The organism is Epilithonimonas caeni DSM 17710 (assembly GCF_000426465.1).
In the GTDB taxonomy this organism is placed as follows: Bacteria; Bacteroidota; Bacteroidia; order Flavobacteriales; family Weeksellaceae; genus Epilithonimonas; species Epilithonimonas caeni.
In genome coordinates, this window is record NZ_AUFK01000009.1 from 840,447 (window position 1) to 856,056 (window position 15,610).

Below are 15,610 nucleotides of genomic sequence, written 5' to 3' on the forward strand. Positions count from 1 at the left end.
CAACCCGAGTTGCTTTTTTATTTGAAACATCTCAAAGAATCCCACCACAAAAAACATTCAATTTACACAAAAATCGAACACCGCTCAACTGAATAATCTCATAGAAAATTAGACTTCCTAAAGGACAAATTAATCCATTAATGTCTCTAAATTTGATGTACAGCTTTTTTAAATGTTCATCAACCCATCTGTAAACCCTTCATTTACGGACAGCTACAACTATATACTTATGGAAACGATTATTATCAAAAGAGACGGAAAAAAGGAAGTTTTCTCCATCAAAAAAATCAAAAATGCCATTTCAAAAGCTTTTCTCTCTGTTGGCAGTTTTGCAACACAGGAAGCTTTGGGAAACATCCTTAGCAGAATCAGTATCAGGAATCAGATTTCTGTGGAAGAGATTCAGAATCAGGTGGAAATTGCCTTGATGAAAGAGCAATATTATCACGTTGCCAAGTCTTATATGCTGTATCGCCAAAAGCACACAGAAGACCGAGAAGTAAAAGACAAGCTGGAGTTTTTGATAGATTATTGTGATGCTTCCAATGCTGCAACAGGAAGCCGATATGACGCCAATGCCAACGTTGACAACAAGAATTTGGCAACATTGATTGGAGAATTACCAAAGTCAAACTTCATCCGTCTCAACAGAAAAATGTTGACCGACAAATTAAAGGATATGTATGGAAAAGAGGTCTCTGACAAGTATATAAAACTGCTCAACAATCATTTCATTTATAAGAACGACGAAACCAGCCTTGCCAATTACTGTGCAAGTATCACAATGTATCCGTGGCTGATCGACGGAACAAAATCGATTGGAGGAAATTCCAAAGCGCCAACCAATCTCAAATCTTTTTGTGGTGGTTTCATCAATCTGGTTTTTATGGTTTCCAGTATGTTGAGCGGTGCTTGTGCAACACCAGAATTCCTGATGTATATGAATCATTTTATACAAAAGGAATACGGCGATGATTATTATTTGGATTCTGATAAAATCGTTGACCTTTCCTTAAAACAAAGAAGTCTGGACAAAGTGATCACGGATTGTTTTGAGCAGATTGTCTATTCTATTAACCAACCAACCGGTGCTAGAAACTTCCAAGCGGTATTTTGGAATATCTCCTACTATGACCAATATTATTTTGAAAGTCTTTTCGAGGATTTTGTTTTTCCCGATGGAAGAAGACCGGATTGGAAATCCTTGAGCTGGCTTCAAAAACGATTTATGAATTGGTTCAATGAAGAAAGAACCAAAGCTGTTCTGACCTTTCCGGTAGAAACAATGGCTCTTTTAACGGAAAACGGTGATGTAAAAGATAAAGACTACGGCAGTTTCACGGCAGAGATGTATTCCAAAGGACATTCGTTTTTCACTTATATCAGTGACAATGCAGATTCTTTGAGCAGTTGCTGCAGATTAAGAAACGAAATTACGGACAATACTTTCAGCTATACTTTAGGCGCAGGCGGAATCTCAACAGGTTCTAAAAGTGTTCTTACAATTAATTTGAATCGATGTATTCAAAGTGCTATGAACAAAGGAATTCCTTATCTGGAATTTTTGGAACAAGTTATGGATCTGGTTCATAAAGTTCAATTGGCCTATAATGAAAATCTGAAATACCTGGAAAGTAAAAGAATGCTGCCACTTTTCGATTCCGGCTATATCAATATGAAACGCCAGTATCTTACAATTGGTGTGAACGGGCTTGTGGAAGCTGCAGAATTTTTAGGAATTGAGATCAATGATAATCATGAATATGAAAACTTTGTTCAGGAAATATTAGGGCTAATAGAACATTATAACAAGAAATATAAATCTGCTGAAGTGATGTTCAATTGCGAGATGATTCCGGCCGAAAATGTGGGTGTCAAATTTTCAAAATGGGATAAACAAGATGGTTATCAAGTTCCCAGAAACTGCTACAACAGTTATTTTTATATCGTTGAAGATGAATCCACAAACATTCTGGACAAATTCAAATTACACGGTAAAAAATATATCGAACATTTGACAGGCGGTTCTGCCCTGCATCTTAATCTTGAAGAACACCTTTCCAAAGAGCAATATCAACAGCTTCTTAGAGTGGCGATCTTGGAAGGCTGCAATTATTTCACATTCAATATTCCGAATACGGCTTGTAATGACTGCGGACATATCAGCAAACAAAACCTGAAAAAATGTCCAACCTGCGAAAGTGAAAATCTGGACTATCTCACAAGAGTCATCGGTTATCTGAAAAGGGTCAGCAATTTTTCTGTGCCAAGACAAGAAGAAGCCTCTGTAAGACATTATGCTAAAGTTCATTGATCATAATATTGTTTTTCAAGAAGTTCCGAATGAAGTATCTTTAGCCATCAATATTTCTAATTGCCCTTTGCGTTGCAAAAACTGTCATAGTCCACAACTACAGGAAGATATTGGATTTTGCCTTACACAAGATGCTATTTTGTATATCATTAAAAAATACAACAGAGCTATTACTTGTATTTGTTTTATGGGTGGAGATTCAGAACCTTTAGAAATTGAAAAACTGGCAATTTTTGTAAAATCAATTACTCCAAAATTGAAAATCGCCTGGTATTCCGGAAAACAGAAATTGCCAAAAGCTTTTCAGATTAAATATTTTGACTTTATAAAACTTGGCCCCTACAAAGGAAAATATGGAGGATTGGATTCACTTGACACCAATCAAAGATTTTATAAAATTATCGATAATGAACTGATTGATATGACATTTTTGTTTCAGAAAGAGAGAATTTAACCATAAAAAAAGCAACTCAAATTGAGTTGCTTTAATTTTTTGCGTGAGCTTAGGATTACTTTCTGATTCCTAGTTCAGCGATGATTGCTCTATATCTGTTGATATCTTTTTTCTTCAAATAATCTAAAAGAGCTTTTCTTTTACCTACTAACTTTACAAGAGATCTTTCTGTGTTGAAGTCTTTGTGATTAGCTTTCAAGTGCTGAGTCAAGTGGTTGATTCTAAAAGTGAATAGAGCAACTTGTCCTTCAGCTGTTCCTGTGTCTTGTGCAGATTTTCCGTGTTTTGCGAAGATTTCCGCTTTCTTTTCTGATGTTAAATACATTCCAATATTATTTAATGATTATTATGTAAATTCGGATGCAAAGATAAGATTTATTTCCGGATTAGAAACTGTAAATCAATATATTTTATCGCAAAGGCAGAAGTTTTATTTTGCAAATGTTGAAAGTCGCAAAGAAATACAATATTTCAATTTTGCGACTTTTAACCGTAATTTTATAAAAAAATTGCGCCTTTGCGATAAAAAACATCACTTCTCCTCTATCAGATAGTTTTTCACAGCTTCAAAATCAACCGGGAACTCCACAGATTTCTTTTCTTTTTTATTAAATGCTTCCAATTTTTCAGGAATGGTAACCTCCTCTTTCAAAACATTTTCTACCACTTCTACAAACTTTGCCGGATGAGCTGTTTCCAACAAAACACCAACAAAATCATCATTCGATTTTTCAGAATATTTTTCCAATCCCAAATAAGCAACCGCTCCGTGCGGGTCAAGCGTATAACCAAATTCTTTTCTAACTTCTCGCATTGCACTTTTCGTTTCTTCATCGGAGAAAGAATAAGACTCAATGTCTTTTTTGAATTCTGAAACATCATTATTAAATAAGTTTCCCATCCTTTCGAAATTACTCGGATTCCCCACATCCATTGCATTGCTAATCGTTTGTTTTGATGGTTTCGCTTCGTAATTACCAGTTTCCAGAAACTTCGGAACAACATCATTTTCATTGGTCGAAGCTACAAAATGATGAACTGGCAATCCCATTTTCTTAGCAAAAAGTCCTGCCGTTAAGTTTCCAAAATTTCCACTTGGAACCGAGAAAACAATCGGTTTTTCTAATTTTTGCAATTGCGCAAAAGCCCAGAAATAATAGTACGATTGTGGAATCAATCTGGCAATATTAATGCTGTTTGCTGATGTCAATGTAAATTTCTGATTCAGTTCTTCATCAGACAGAATCTGTTTTGCCAAGGCCTGGCAATCATCAAAAGTGCCATCGATTTCCAAAGCTTTGATATTTCCACCCCAGGTTGTCAATTGTTTTTCCTGTAATGGACTTACTTTTCCTTTCGGATAAAGAATATAAACCTCGATTCCCTGCACTCCGAAAAATCCCGATGCAACCGCACTTCCCGTATCTCCCGAAGTTGCAGCAATCACTTTCATCGGTTTTCCTTCGGAAAAATAAGACATCATTCTTGCCATAAATCTTGCTCCGACATCTTTGAAAGCCATCGTCGGACCGTGAAATAATTCCAGTGAATAGATATTGTCTGAGATTTTAACCGCAGGAATTTCGAAGTTCAGAACCTCATCGATGATTTCTTTGAGATTATCATCCGAAATGGATTCGCCAAGAAATTCTTTCGCTACTCGAAAACCGATTTCTTGCAAACTTAGGTTTGGTAGATTTTCAAAAAACTCAGAATCCAATTGCGGAATATACTCCGGCATAAATAATCCGCCGTCGTCTGCCAAACCTTTAAGGATTGCTGTTTTTATATTGGTTTCTTCTTGTTGTCTTGTTGATATGTATTTCATTTTTTCTTTCTTTTACTTAGAACTGTTTTGAACGCAAAGTGCGCAAAGATTTTTTTAATTTTATTGAAAACATTTTAAGGTTCGCAAAGGCGCTTACGCTCAGCGAAGACTAAATTTTAAAGTTATTTTGTTATTATGGTAGAAATCTAAAATTCGCCGTAAAGATTCTGCGGAATAACACAATGGGATTGAAGATAAATCTTCAACTTTGCGAAGCTGCAGCCCGACTTGAGCGGAAATCCTTTTTGTTTTTTTGCTAAAAAATAAAAAGATTGGGAGCGGAAGGCGGATTAAGCTGCCCAAATTTTAATCGATAACTCTCGCTCCTTCATCATTAAATTTCGTTACGAATGCTTCGCTTTCTATGTTTTTTTGATTAAGTAATTCTTTGATTTTGAATGAAATTTCTTCCGCAGTTTTTTTCTTTTCACACAATACAAAAACCGACGGACCGGAACCCGAAATCCCAAAACCAATTGCACCGTTGTCCAAAGCCATCTGTTTCATCTCGTAAAAATACGGAATCAGCATCGCGCGAACCGGCTCTATAATAACATCTTCCATACTTCGACTAACCAAATCCAAATTGCCGGTACAAAATCCGGCGACCAATCCGGCAACATTTCCCCATTGCTGAACCGCAGATCTGAGACTGATTCTTTCCTTGATGATTTTCCTCGCCTCGCCAGTCGGAACATCGACGTGCGGATGAACGGAAACTACTGACAAATCTTTTGGATAAGGCAGTTTGAGCGCATCCAAAGGTTCGTAACTTCTCACTAAAACCAAACCGCCCAAAAGTGCCGGCGCCACATTATCTGCATGTGCATTACCACAGGCAATTCTTTCACCTTCCATTGCGAGAGGTAACAATTCTTCCTTGGAAAACGGTTTTCCCATCAATTCATTGATCGCTACCAAAGCCGCAACACTGCTTGCCGCACTGGAACCCATTCCGCTGTTGAGAGGCATTTTTTTATAGAGTTCGATATCAATTCCCTGGTTGGAATTGATTTTTTCCAGAAACAATCGGATAACGTGCGAAACAACATTTTTATTCGGGTCTTTAGGAAGTTTTCCGTTATCACCTTCTATTTTTGTGATAATGATTTGGTTGTAATCATTTTTTCTCAGGATGATTTCATCGCCCGGTTCTTCTATCGCAAAACCGAGAATATCGTAACCACAAACCACGTTGGCGACTGTTGCGGGAGCAAAAACTTTTATAGAATCCATTTTTATAATTGATGATTGATTAATGATAATTGATTAAATATTGATGATAATGAACTGTTTGGGCTATCATTCATCAATTATCTTTTATCATTTATAATTTTTATTGTGCTGTAACTCTTACCAAATCTGCAAAAACGCCTGCAGCTGTCACTTCTGCACCTGCGCCGGGACCTTTTACGACCAACGGTGTATTCCTATATCTGGAAGTCGTGAACGAAATGATATTATCGCTGCCCGACAATCCGAAAAACGGATGATTGGCATCAACAATCTGAACTTCGATGTTGATTTTTCCCTCTTCCAGAACTCCGATCAATCTCAGTTTTCTACCCGAATTTTCAGCTTCGTTTTTGAAAGATGAAAAGTAAGGTTCGTGCTTTTCCAATTCTTTGTAGAATGCAGGAATTGTTTCGGCTTTAAGGCAAGCTTCCGGAAGAAAATCTTTGATATCGACATCTGACATTTCCAATGGGAGTCCGATTTCCCTTCCGAGAATCAGCATTTTTCTGGAGAAATCCATTCCGTTCAAATCGTCTCTTGGGTCTGGTTCTGTATAACCTAACTCCTGCGCAGTTCTTACAACCTCCGCAAAAGTCTTATCACCCACATAATTATTGAAAATATAGGAAATTGTTCCTGACAAAATAGCTTCGATTTTCAGGATTTCGTCACCGGAAATCCAAAGGTCATTTAAGGTTTTTATAATTGGAAGTCCTGCTCCAACATTGGTCTCGTATAAGAAACTCACATTATTCTTTTTTGCCAGTCTTTTGAACTTACTGTACTGCTCGTAAGACGATGAATTTCCTTTTTTGTTACAAGTCACAATAGAAATATTATTGTTAAATAACAACGGGTATTCTGCAACAACATCTTCACTGGAAGTATTGTCTACAAAAACCAAATTAGGTAAATTTTTACTTGAAATAGATTTTATAAATTCTTTCAAATCTGATTTTTGTAAATTATTATTAAAGTTATTATTTAAATCAAAATCGGATTCAGGATTATCGAAAATTTTCATTTCCCGACTGTTGGTAATTCCCACGATATTGATTTTAATCTGATGGTTTTCTTCCAGATTTTGCTGTTCTCTTTCCAATTGTCGGAACAATTCTTTCCCGATATTTCCTGTTCCAGCAAACATCACATTGAACGTTTTTACGGGAGAAAGCAGCAGCGAATCGTGAACGACATTAAGCGCTTTTGAGAGTTCGGCTCTTTCAATCACTGCAGAAATATTGAGTTCGGAGGAACCTTGAGCAATCGCAATGATATTGATTCCATTCTTACCCAAAGCACTGAAAAACTTACCGCTGATCCCTCTCGTTTTTTTCATATTCTCGCCAACGACAGAAATAATACTTAGCTCATTATCGAACTGCGGTTCATCAATTTTGTTGGAATTAATTTCGAAATCAAATTCTTCATAGATTGCTTTTTTCGCTTTTTTCTCATCATCGAAAGAAACCACAAATGAAATACTGTGTTCCGAGCTTGCCTGCGTAATCAGTATAACATTGACTTCATATCTCGCCAAAGCATTGAACAATCTTCCGCTGAAACCTTTCATCCCAATCATCCCGTTTCCGGTAATATTGATGAGGCAAGTTTTCTCGATGGAAACTATTCCTTTGATAAGACCTTTGGAAACTTCAGATCTTTGATGAATCAGAGTTCCTGAATTTTCCGGTTTGAAAGTATTTTTGATATAGATCGGGATTTGACTTTCAATGGCAGGAATCATTGTTGGCGGATAAATGACTTTCGCTCCGAAATACGACATTTCCATAGCTTCCTGATAGCTGAGTTCTGACTGAGAAAACGCATTTTTCACCAATCTTGGATCAGCTGTTAAAAAACCATCAACATCTGTCCAAATCTGGATTTCATCAGCTTTTAAACCTGAGCCGAGAATTGCAGCAGTGTAATCCGAACCTCCTCTGCCCAAAGTTGTTGTATCATCATTTTTATCTTTGGCGATAAAACCTGTAACGACATAAATTTGATTTTCTGGTTTCCAGTTTTTGAGATTTATATTGGTCGTTTTGTAATCAACGTTGGCATTGCAAAAATGCGAATCCGTCACAATCAATTCTCTAGAATCCTGGAAAACCACTGGAAAATCTTCAGATCGTAGAAAAGCCGAAACAATTTTGCCCGACATCTGTTCTCCGTAAGAAAGCAGCCTATCTTTGATTCTGTCTGATAATTCTCCCAGATTTTTAACACTGAATAAAACATCCTCAATCTCATTAAAACTAACTTTTACCATCATCAATAAGGGATTCTGAGCTGTTCTTGGCAATAACTCTGAAATAATCTGATAATGTTTTTCTTCTGCAGATTTCAGGATTTCAGAAAAATCGTTTTGTTTCAAAGCTTCTTCTGAGGCTGATAAAAGCGCATTCGTGATTCCTGACAAAGCGGAACAAACAACAATTAATGGCTTGTCTTTATTAAACTCTTTTTCAATGATTGATTTTACATTTCTCAATGCTTCTACACTTCCAACCGAAGTTCCCCCGAATTTTAAAATTTTCATTTTAGTTTTTTTGTATCGCTCCTACGGAGCTCTGTTAAACTGTCAATTATCTTACTACACACATTTCGCTCCTACGGAGCTCCTGTTAATTCTTTATCATCATTCACAAATAAAAAGCCTTTCTGAATTCAGAAAGGCTTTTGTTAATTATCTAATTTTTCACAATATCACAAACACACCTTTCTGCAGCTACTAATTGTAGTTGTTATAGAAATCGTTGTTGTGGTTGTAAAATTCATTATCGTTTTATAAATCTGTTACGAAAGTATGAAAACATTTTTCATCTGCAAATTTTTCTTCAACAATTTTTAAAATTTATTAAAGATTTGACATTAATCTTGTGGGTGCATAACCAAAATGTTTTTTGAATGCAAAAGAAAAATGCGACAGGTTTTCAAAACCGATTTCATAATAGACATCAACAGGTTTCTTATGTTTCTCGGCAAGTTCATAATGTGCCAATTCCAGACGTTTCTTGGTCAGCCATCTTTGCGGTGTAGAATTGAAAGCTTTATAAAAATCGCGTTTGAAAGTTGTCAAGCTGCGACCAGTCAAATATCCGAATTTCTCCAAAGACATATTGAACATAAAATTCTTTTCCATAAAACTTACCAAATCAATCTTTCCTGGTTCCTCAAAATTATTGAGTACAGCATCAATATTTTCGTCAATCGTTCTGAGAATATTAATCGCCTCATTGATTTTCAGCGAAGCAATATTTTCCGGGAAGTTATTCTGCATTTCAAAATAAGGAATCAACGAAGCTAAACAGCTTTCCAATAAAGGATGTTTCTCGAAACTGATGATTTTTTCTGTTGTAACTTTTGATTTTAATTGATCGTCATTATAGAATTCACGGAGTCTTTTTGATGACAGATGCATTGCGACCGCTTTGTGAGGCAATCCATTTTTCGGATGATTGATGATAGTCGCCAATTGATTTCTGGGAATCAGAAAAGTACTTCCTGCGCCAAACAAAAAACTCTCGTCTGCCTGAATAATCTTCGTTTCGCCAGAAATCAGCCAAACCAGCAAATGGTCATCAAATGCCGCTTCGGTCTTGAACAACTTACCTTCGTAACAGGAAAGTTTGATTTCGGGGTTGATATAATTGACCTGATAATCCATATTGTCACAAAGTTACAAATCTCAACTGAACGCAAATGCTATTCCTGTCATTTCTTCACTTAGTTTCCACAATCTTTTTGCATGGGTTTCGTCCAAAGAATATGCTTTGATTCCACCGATAATTTTCACATCGGAACTCAACTCCGCAACATCAACATTTTCACAATAGACTCCTCCCAAATCATTAAGCAAAGGACTTGTGGCGCACCAGACTGTGGTTGCAGCGCCTTGAGGAATGGTTTTCAGAGAAGCTTTAACTTCCGGTAATAAATTTCCTTCCGAGTCTACATAACCTAACTTTTGAAATAAGTCCAAAGGTGCTTCTCTCGATAATTCTGTTTCGCCGACTGCTCCCGGACATAGGGCATAACTTCTTACATTAAATTCTTTTGCCCGATTATCCAATTCCAATGAAAAAAGATTGACTGCAGTTTTAGATTGTCCATAACCAAGCAGTGTTTCATATTCCCGATTGAGGAAATTCGGGTCTTCAAAATTGAAATCAGAGAATTGATGTCCGCCGGAAGATACATTCACTACTCTTGCGCCGTTTGCTTGCTTCAATGCAGGCCACAATCTTGCTGTCAACTGAAAATGAGCCAGGTAATTAACAGCCAATTGCGATTCGAAACCACGACTGTCTCTGCGAAGTGGGACCCACATAATCCCCGCATTATTGATCAATAAATGAAGCGGTCTTCCTGATTCCAGGAATTTTTCAGCAAACTTATCAATCGAATCAGTATTTGCTAAGTCCAATTCTTCCAGTTCTATATTAGGAATCCCGGCAAGATTTCTTTTTGCTTTCTCTGTATCTCTTGCGGGAACGACCACTGTTGCTCCGGCTTTTGATAAGGTTTTAACGGTTTCTAATCCAATCCCTGTGTTTCCTCCGGTCACAATTGCGATTTTTCCTACAAGATCAATCCCTTTGATGACTTCTTCTGTGGTTGATTTTGCATTAAAGCCAGAATTAATAGGCTTTTGTAATGCTCCTTGATAATTGTTCATTGTTTAAATATTTTATTGAAGCAAAATTAGGAAGCAAAACATTCATTAATTTTGTTTAAACGTCCGAATATACTTTGTTCAAAAGTCCTTTCTAAAATTAATTTCTAAATTTCTATAATTCATTGATTTTTATATTTAAAATTTTATTACTGAAAATCAATTAGTTAAATATAATTACAAAAAATATTTACTACTTTGTATTGCATAATACCATTTCATTTATATATCTTTGCAATGTAAAGTTGAAGTAGTAGCTGGATGCTGGACGCAGATCCAAAAGACTTTAAGCTTTTAAACATTAAATCAAATTAATATGAATACCGAGAACACAAAGGCGCAAATGCGTAAAGGAATTCTGGAATTCTGTATTTTGAGTCTTATCCAACAACGCGAAATGTATGTTTCCGACCTGATAGAATCTCTCAAAAAAGGAAAACTGGATGTAGTGGAAGGAACTCTTTATCCTCTCCTTACTAGATTGAAAAACGGCGAATTCCTCGCTTACAGATGGGAAGAATCTACAAGCGGACCGCCAAGAAAGTATTATCAGATCACTGAAAAAGGAAGTCTCTTCTTAGCAGAATTACAAACAACCTGGCAGGAACTGACAGATTCTGTAAACCAAATCACATCAAACTCTCACTCTCAAAACTAATATTATGAACAAGACATTATCTATAGCACTCGCAGGGTTCTCTTTTATGATAGACGAACACGCTTATATAAAGCTTAGCGATTATCTGAATGCCTTGAGAAATTCTCTAGACGCTTCAGAAGCAGACGAAGTAATGCACGACATTGAAATCCGAATGGTCGAGATTTTCAAAGAAACCCTTGCCAAAAGAGAAGTTATAAACGATTCTGATGTAGAAAAGGTAATTGCTCAAATTGGAACACCTGAGCAAATCGATGAACAGGAAGAAGCTTATTTCTCTGAAGGGAAACAAAATAAATCAAAATCCTCCACAGGCCATAGCTATAGCAGCAACTCCCAGAAACAGATGTTCCGTGACCCGGAAAGACAGAAAATTGCCGGAGTTTGTGCAGGTTTGGCTGCTTATTTCGGAATGGATATCACTTGGATGAGATTGATCTGGGTTGGTGCATTTCTGTTCCTTTGGGTAGCTCCAGGTTCATCATTCTTAGTAGTGATTTTATATTTCATCCTTTGGGCAGTTTTACCAAAAGCCGAATCAGCTTCTGATTTTTTGAAGATGAAAGGAAAGCCTCTAAACTTCGACAACCTAAAGGAAGAATCCAGCAAAATAGTACAGTTTGCCAATGAGACAACTACAAGAGCAGGAGAGATATATAACGAGAATCGTCCAAAAGTTGGTTCTGTTGGAGATTCTTTTCTGAAAGTTCTGAAATATTGTCTAGCTGTTTTGCTTTCGTTGATGGCAGCAGGTTGTTTCATCGGATTGTTTGCAATGATGTTTGCTTACGGTTCAGACAAATTTGGAATGGATAATAATCTTGGCTTTTATCTGGAAGAAAATAATCTTGGTTATCTATTGCTTGCAATTGCAGCCCTACCAACCATTATTTTCGGAGTAGCATTCTTGTTATTAGCAATCAAGCTATTCTCTCCAAAGACGAAATTCAACTATGTTGGGCCTGTTCTTGGAACATTGGGAATCATCTGGATCATTTTGATCGGAATCCTGGCTGCAAGTGCATCAAGTTTCAATTTCCGATACAGCGGAGAAAATGAAGACTATGAAAATATCTCAATCTCGGCTCCAAATGACACCATCTATCTTGACAGCAAGAAAGTAGCAATTCCTGAAAATTTCAAAGCTTACTTTGGCAGAATATACTCTGATAAGGCGACTATCTATAAGAAAGACTGGCCAAGTGTAGAAATCACAAGAAAAGATGATATCAAAACACCTTATATCATCATTAAAAAAGAAGCAGACGGCTACAACCAGCCCCTTAAGATGAAAGTTCCTGTGGAAATACGAGGTAACAGAATTTTCCTTCCCAACTATTTCGAATATCCTTATGAATACAGATTCAGAGATTACAGATTGGATTATGAACTGGTAATTCCGTCCAGAATGAAAGTAATCAACGAAAAGGAATATGAAGTTAGCACCCGTGGAGATGATGGACAAGATGAAGATGACCACGAAAATGACAACTATAACAATAATGGGATCACGGTTGAGAAAAACAAGATCAATATCAACGGTACAACTATCGAGTACAACTCAGAAGAAAGCGACAGCGTGAAGATCAATGGAAAAAATTATTCTAAAGATTCCGCGGATGTTGTTCTGGAAAGAATGAAATTGGATGAGCAGGTTAAGAAAAGTATTGAAGACCTAAACATCAATATCAAAGATGGAAAGAAAGAAATTTCTATCAAAACTAAATAAATTGAGAGTGGATTAGTTGAAAAGCGGGTCAAAGATTTTCGAATCTCCGCTTTTCTCCTAGTTCATTAAAACCATCGAATCACAAAATTTAATATGAGACTCTTTACTTTTTTACTTTTGATAATTGGTTATTTACCAACTTCTGCTCAACATAACGATAGTAAACTCGTATCTGTTGAAGGCAAAAAAATGTCCTACAAAACTTTCAATCTTGAAAACAGAAAAGATGGAGAACCTATTTTAGTGTTCGAAGCCGGATTAGGAGGTGGTACCTTCGACCCGATCCTCCGGTATCTGCCGGCTAACATTGGAGGAATAGAATATGAAAGAACTGGAGTTGGAAATTCTGATGCTGACCCAAAGATTCTCTCAGATTCCCAACTTGTAGAAAGATTACATAGTATGTTGCAAACGCTCAACATAAAACCTCCATATCTACTTGTTGGACATTCTATTGGCGGACCTTATATCAGGCTATTTGCCGCAAAGTTCCCAGACGAGGTCTCCGGACTGGTTTTCTCGGACCCGACAGATTTTATGTTAACAAAAGAGGAAGATGAAAGGGCAAGGATAAAATCTGAAAGCAAAACCGGATATCAGGAAATTTTTACCATCATAATAAAATCGCTGTCACAGAATAAAAATGTCAGCCAGGGAACCAGAAATGATGCTATAAGAGCATTAAACTCAAATTCCAAGGGTTTTTTTATCGAATATACAGATCTGCCAGCGCTGAACAAGGATATTGCCACAACAGTTATAATTTCGTACAACAAATATATTGAAACTCCGGATGAAGAGTTGAACAAAAATCTAAATCTGGGAATCAATTTTAAAGCTTGGTGGAAAGAATATGACAATCTCAGAATACAGCATTTTTCTGACCTGATCAAAGACAATGACAACAGCAAAATCATTCTGCTACCAAAATATTCTCATGGTATACATTATCAAAACCCAGAATTAGTAGCAAAACTTATCGTGGAGAATTATAAAAGTTATGTTAAATAAAATCTATATCACTATGAAACTCTATACTTTTTTATTTTTGATATTCCTCACCACTCTATCAAAAGCACAAACGCATCGTTTTATTTACGAATACAAATTCAAGCCGGATTCTTCTTCTACTAATTATAGAAATGTGAATATGGCTCTTGATATCAATCCGAAAGATGTAAAATTCTATAACTATGAAAACATCATCAATGATTCTCTGAACAAAAAAGGAGGCAACAATCATAGCGCATCTCCAGACATTCCAACCTTAAGAAGACTTAAAAATTCCTACCAGAATACCAATTACGAGATGATGATGGATTATTTCTCTTACAACACCGAAGACAAAATGGATTGGAAACTGGAGAAAGAAACCAAAACTTCCGGACAATACACACTTCAAAAAGCGACAACAGATTTTGGAGGAAGACATTGGACGGCTTGGTTTTGCAAAGACATCAACATTTCCGAAGGTCCTTACAAATTCCGAGGATTACCTGGTTTGATATTCGAATTGAATGATAGTAAAGAAAACTTTTTCTTCAAATTGGCAAAAAGTCAAAAACTGGAAAAGACTTATGACACATCGGACTTTCTTGAAAGCTTTGCAGGAAAAAAACCAGTTTCGGTGTCCATTGCCAATATGCACAAAATGATGCTTCAGTTCTACAATGACCCAACAAAAGAGATGAGACAAAAATTTGATGATGTGCCTCCTGGAACTTTCCAAGTCGGAGGAACGAAAATTACAAGCAAAGAACAGTTCAAAGATGCCGCGAAAGTTATACAGAATTTCATTGCCAAGAATAACAATCCTATGGATTTGAAAAATGCTGTGGTATATCCTGTAATAAATTGATAATTTAATAAAATTTTAACGATTTAATTAAAAAAGAAACAAAATTATTATTAAATTTGTTTGAGAAATAAACTTCTAATCAAAAAGCAACCAAAAAATGATTCAATTAGTACTAGAAATCGCGATCAAAATCGTAGATTTCATCAGCAACCTGTTTTGATACATAAAGAATACTTAGATATTTCTTAAGAATGAACATATTTTGTAAATTTGTAAAGTATGACCGTTATGGTTATACTTTTTTTTATGAAAAAAATATTAGCTAAAATCATTCTTAAAATCATTGGATGGAAAGTTGTTCTTCAGGGCGATGTCAACAATCTGGACAGATGTATTCTTGTTGTTGCACCACACACGGACAACAGCGAATATATCCTCGGTAACCTTGCATATTGGGCATTGGGAAAAAAACTTAAAATCATTATTAAAGATGCACATACGAAAAATCCTTTCTATGGCTGGATTGTAAAAAGCATCGGCGGCATCGGGATTGATCGTTCTCAAAAAAATAACCTTGTGAATTTTGTGGCCAATGAATTCAAGAAAGATGATTTCAGCCTGGTAATAACACCAGAAGGAACAAGGAGTTGGGTTCCGAAGTGGAGAAAAGGCTTTTATAATATGGCTCTGGCTGCAAAAGTCCCTATCGTTTTAGCAGGAGGAGATTACAAAAGGAAGACCATCAATCTTGGCTATAAAATTCCTTATGAAAAATTGGAGACCCATACTTTTGAGGAGATCATGGAAGAAATCCAGAACTTTTATATCGAACATGATATCACTCCAAAACATCCTGAAAATTGGAATCCTCAGATTTATTAATCCAAGATTTGAAATCCTGAGTTTAAGTTC

13 protein-coding genes are annotated in these 15,610 nt (G+C 36.2%); 7 read left to right on the plus strand and 6 right to left on the minus strand.

Features of this window, described 5'->3' with window-relative positions; genetic code table 11:
• The first annotated feature begins 172 nt into the window (after positions 1-172).
• Together nrdD and nrdG are read left to right on the plus strand one after the other, a co-directional pair.
• Positions 173-2,314: an anaerobic ribonucleoside-triphosphate reductase gene (nrdD, locus tag K319_RS0105070; protein WP_213083430.1), complete on the plus strand. Its 2,142-nt coding sequence runs from the start codon at positions 173-175 to the stop codon at positions 2,312-2,314.
• Complete coding sequence (nrdG, locus tag K319_RS0105075) at positions 2,298-2,768, plus strand: anaerobic ribonucleoside-triphosphate reductase activating protein (protein ID WP_027382656.1); 471 nt, start codon at positions 2,298-2,300, stop codon at positions 2,766-2,768. Before nrdD ends, nrdG begins: the two co-directional genes overlap by 17 nt.
• A gap of 55 nt (positions 2,769-2,823) precedes the next feature.
• Here the strand turns inward: nrdG and rpsO are convergent, their stop codons facing one another.
• From rpsO to K319_RS0105105, 6 genes are all read right to left on the minus strand, one after another.
• Positions 2,824-3,093 carry a 30S ribosomal protein S15 gene (gene rpsO, locus K319_RS0105080; RefSeq protein ID WP_027382657.1) on the minus strand — a complete coding sequence of 90 codons (270 nt, stop codon included), beginning with the start codon at positions 3,091-3,093 and terminating at the stop codon, positions 2,824-2,826.
• A gap of 207 nt (positions 3,094-3,300) precedes the next feature.
• Positions 3,301-4,596, minus strand: a complete 1,296-nt coding sequence (thrC, locus tag K319_RS0105085) for a threonine synthase (protein WP_027382658.1) — start codon at positions 4,594-4,596, stop codon at positions 3,301-3,303.
• Between the two features lie 306 nt (positions 4,597-4,902).
• Positions 4,903-5,832: a homoserine kinase gene (locus K319_RS0105090; protein ID WP_027382659.1), complete on the minus strand. Its 930-nt coding sequence runs from the start codon at positions 5,830-5,832 to the stop codon at positions 4,903-4,905.
• Positions 5,833-5,932: 100 nt separating this feature from the next.
• Entirely contained in the window at positions 5,933-8,377 is a 2,445-nt protein-coding gene (gene thrA, locus K319_RS0105095) for a bifunctional aspartate kinase/homoserine dehydrogenase I (RefSeq protein WP_027382660.1), read from the minus strand.
• A gap of 318 nt (positions 8,378-8,695) precedes the next feature.
• Complete coding sequence (locus tag K319_RS0105100; RefSeq protein WP_027382661.1) at positions 8,696-9,505, minus strand: helix-turn-helix domain-containing protein; 810 nt, start codon at positions 9,503-9,505, stop codon at positions 8,696-8,698.
• Between the two features lie 21 nt (positions 9,506-9,526).
• Positions 9,527-10,516, minus strand: coding sequence for an SDR family NAD(P)-dependent oxidoreductase (locus tag K319_RS0105105; RefSeq protein WP_027382662.1), 990 nt, complete (start codon positions 10,514-10,516; stop codon positions 9,527-9,529).
• A 313-nt stretch (positions 10,517-10,829) separates the two neighbouring features.
• Between K319_RS0105105 and K319_RS0105110 the strand changes: the two genes are divergently transcribed.
• From K319_RS0105110 to K319_RS0105130, 5 genes are all read left to right on the plus strand, one after another.
• A complete protein-coding gene (locus K319_RS0105110) occupies positions 10,830-11,171 on the plus strand; it encodes a PadR family transcriptional regulator (RefSeq protein ID WP_027382663.1) in 342 nt (113 codons plus the stop codon).
• Positions 11,172-11,175: 4 nt separating this feature from the next.
• On the plus strand, positions 11,176-12,900 hold the full coding sequence (locus K319_RS0105115; RefSeq protein WP_027382664.1) for a PspC domain-containing protein: 1,725 nt from the start codon (positions 11,176-11,178) through the stop codon (positions 12,898-12,900).
• 93 nt (positions 12,901-12,993) lie between these two features.
• Entirely contained in the window at positions 12,994-13,911 is a 918-nt protein-coding gene (locus K319_RS20930; RefSeq protein WP_051230436.1) for an alpha/beta hydrolase, read from the plus strand.
• A 13-nt stretch (positions 13,912-13,924) separates the two neighbouring features.
• Positions 13,925-14,758, plus strand: coding sequence for a GLPGLI family protein (locus tag K319_RS0105125; RefSeq protein ID WP_027382665.1), 834 nt, complete (start codon positions 13,925-13,927; stop codon positions 14,756-14,758).
• 246 nt (positions 14,759-15,004) lie between these two features.
• Positions 15,005-15,580: a 1-acyl-sn-glycerol-3-phosphate acyltransferase gene (locus K319_RS0105130; RefSeq protein ID WP_027382666.1), complete on the plus strand. Its 576-nt coding sequence runs from the start codon at positions 15,005-15,007 to the stop codon at positions 15,578-15,580.
• The last annotated feature ends 30 nt before the right edge of the window (positions 15,581-15,610 follow it).

Bases quoted from the DNA above. Each gene is read 5' to 3' on its own strand.
- K319_RS0105090 (WP_027382659.1), bottom strand. From the start codon at position 5,832: ATGGATTCTATAAAAGTTTTTGCTCCCGCAACAGTCGCCAACGTGGTT.
- nrdG (WP_027382656.1), top strand. From the start codon at position 2,298: ATGCTAAAGTTCATTGATCATAATATTGTTTTTCAAGAAGTTCCGAAT.
- nrdD (WP_213083430.1), top strand. From the start codon at position 173: ATGTTCATCAACCCATCTGTAAACCCTTCATTTACGGACAGCTACAAC.
- thrC (WP_027382658.1), bottom strand. From the start codon at position 4,596: ATGAAATACATATCAACAAGACAACAAGAAGAAACCAATATAAAAACA.
- thrA (WP_027382660.1), bottom strand. From the start codon at position 8,377: ATGAAAATTTTAAAATTCGGGGGAACTTCGGTTGGAAGTGTAGAAGCA.
- K319_RS0105105 (WP_027382662.1), bottom strand. From the start codon at position 10,516: ATGAACAATTATCAAGGAGCATTACAAAAGCCTATTAATTCTGGCTTT.
- K319_RS0105125 (WP_027382665.1), top strand. From the start codon at position 13,925: ATGAAACTCTATACTTTTTTATTTTTGATATTCCTCACCACTCTATCA.
- K319_RS0105100 (WP_027382661.1), bottom strand. From the start codon at position 9,505: ATGGATTATCAGGTCAATTATATCAACCCCGAAATCAAACTTTCCTGT.
- K319_RS0105110 (WP_027382663.1), top strand. From the start codon at position 10,830: ATGAATACCGAGAACACAAAGGCGCAAATGCGTAAAGGAATTCTGGAA.
- K319_RS20930 (WP_051230436.1), top strand. From the start codon at position 12,994: ATGAGACTCTTTACTTTTTTACTTTTGATAATTGGTTATTTACCAACT.
- rpsO (WP_027382657.1), bottom strand. From the start codon at position 3,093: ATGTATTTAACATCAGAAAAGAAAGCGGAAATCTTCGCAAAACACGGA.
- K319_RS0105115 (WP_027382664.1), top strand. From the start codon at position 11,176: ATGAACAAGACATTATCTATAGCACTCGCAGGGTTCTCTTTTATGATA.
- K319_RS0105130 (WP_027382666.1), top strand. From the start codon at position 15,005: ATGAAAAAAATATTAGCTAAAATCATTCTTAAAATCATTGGATGGAAA.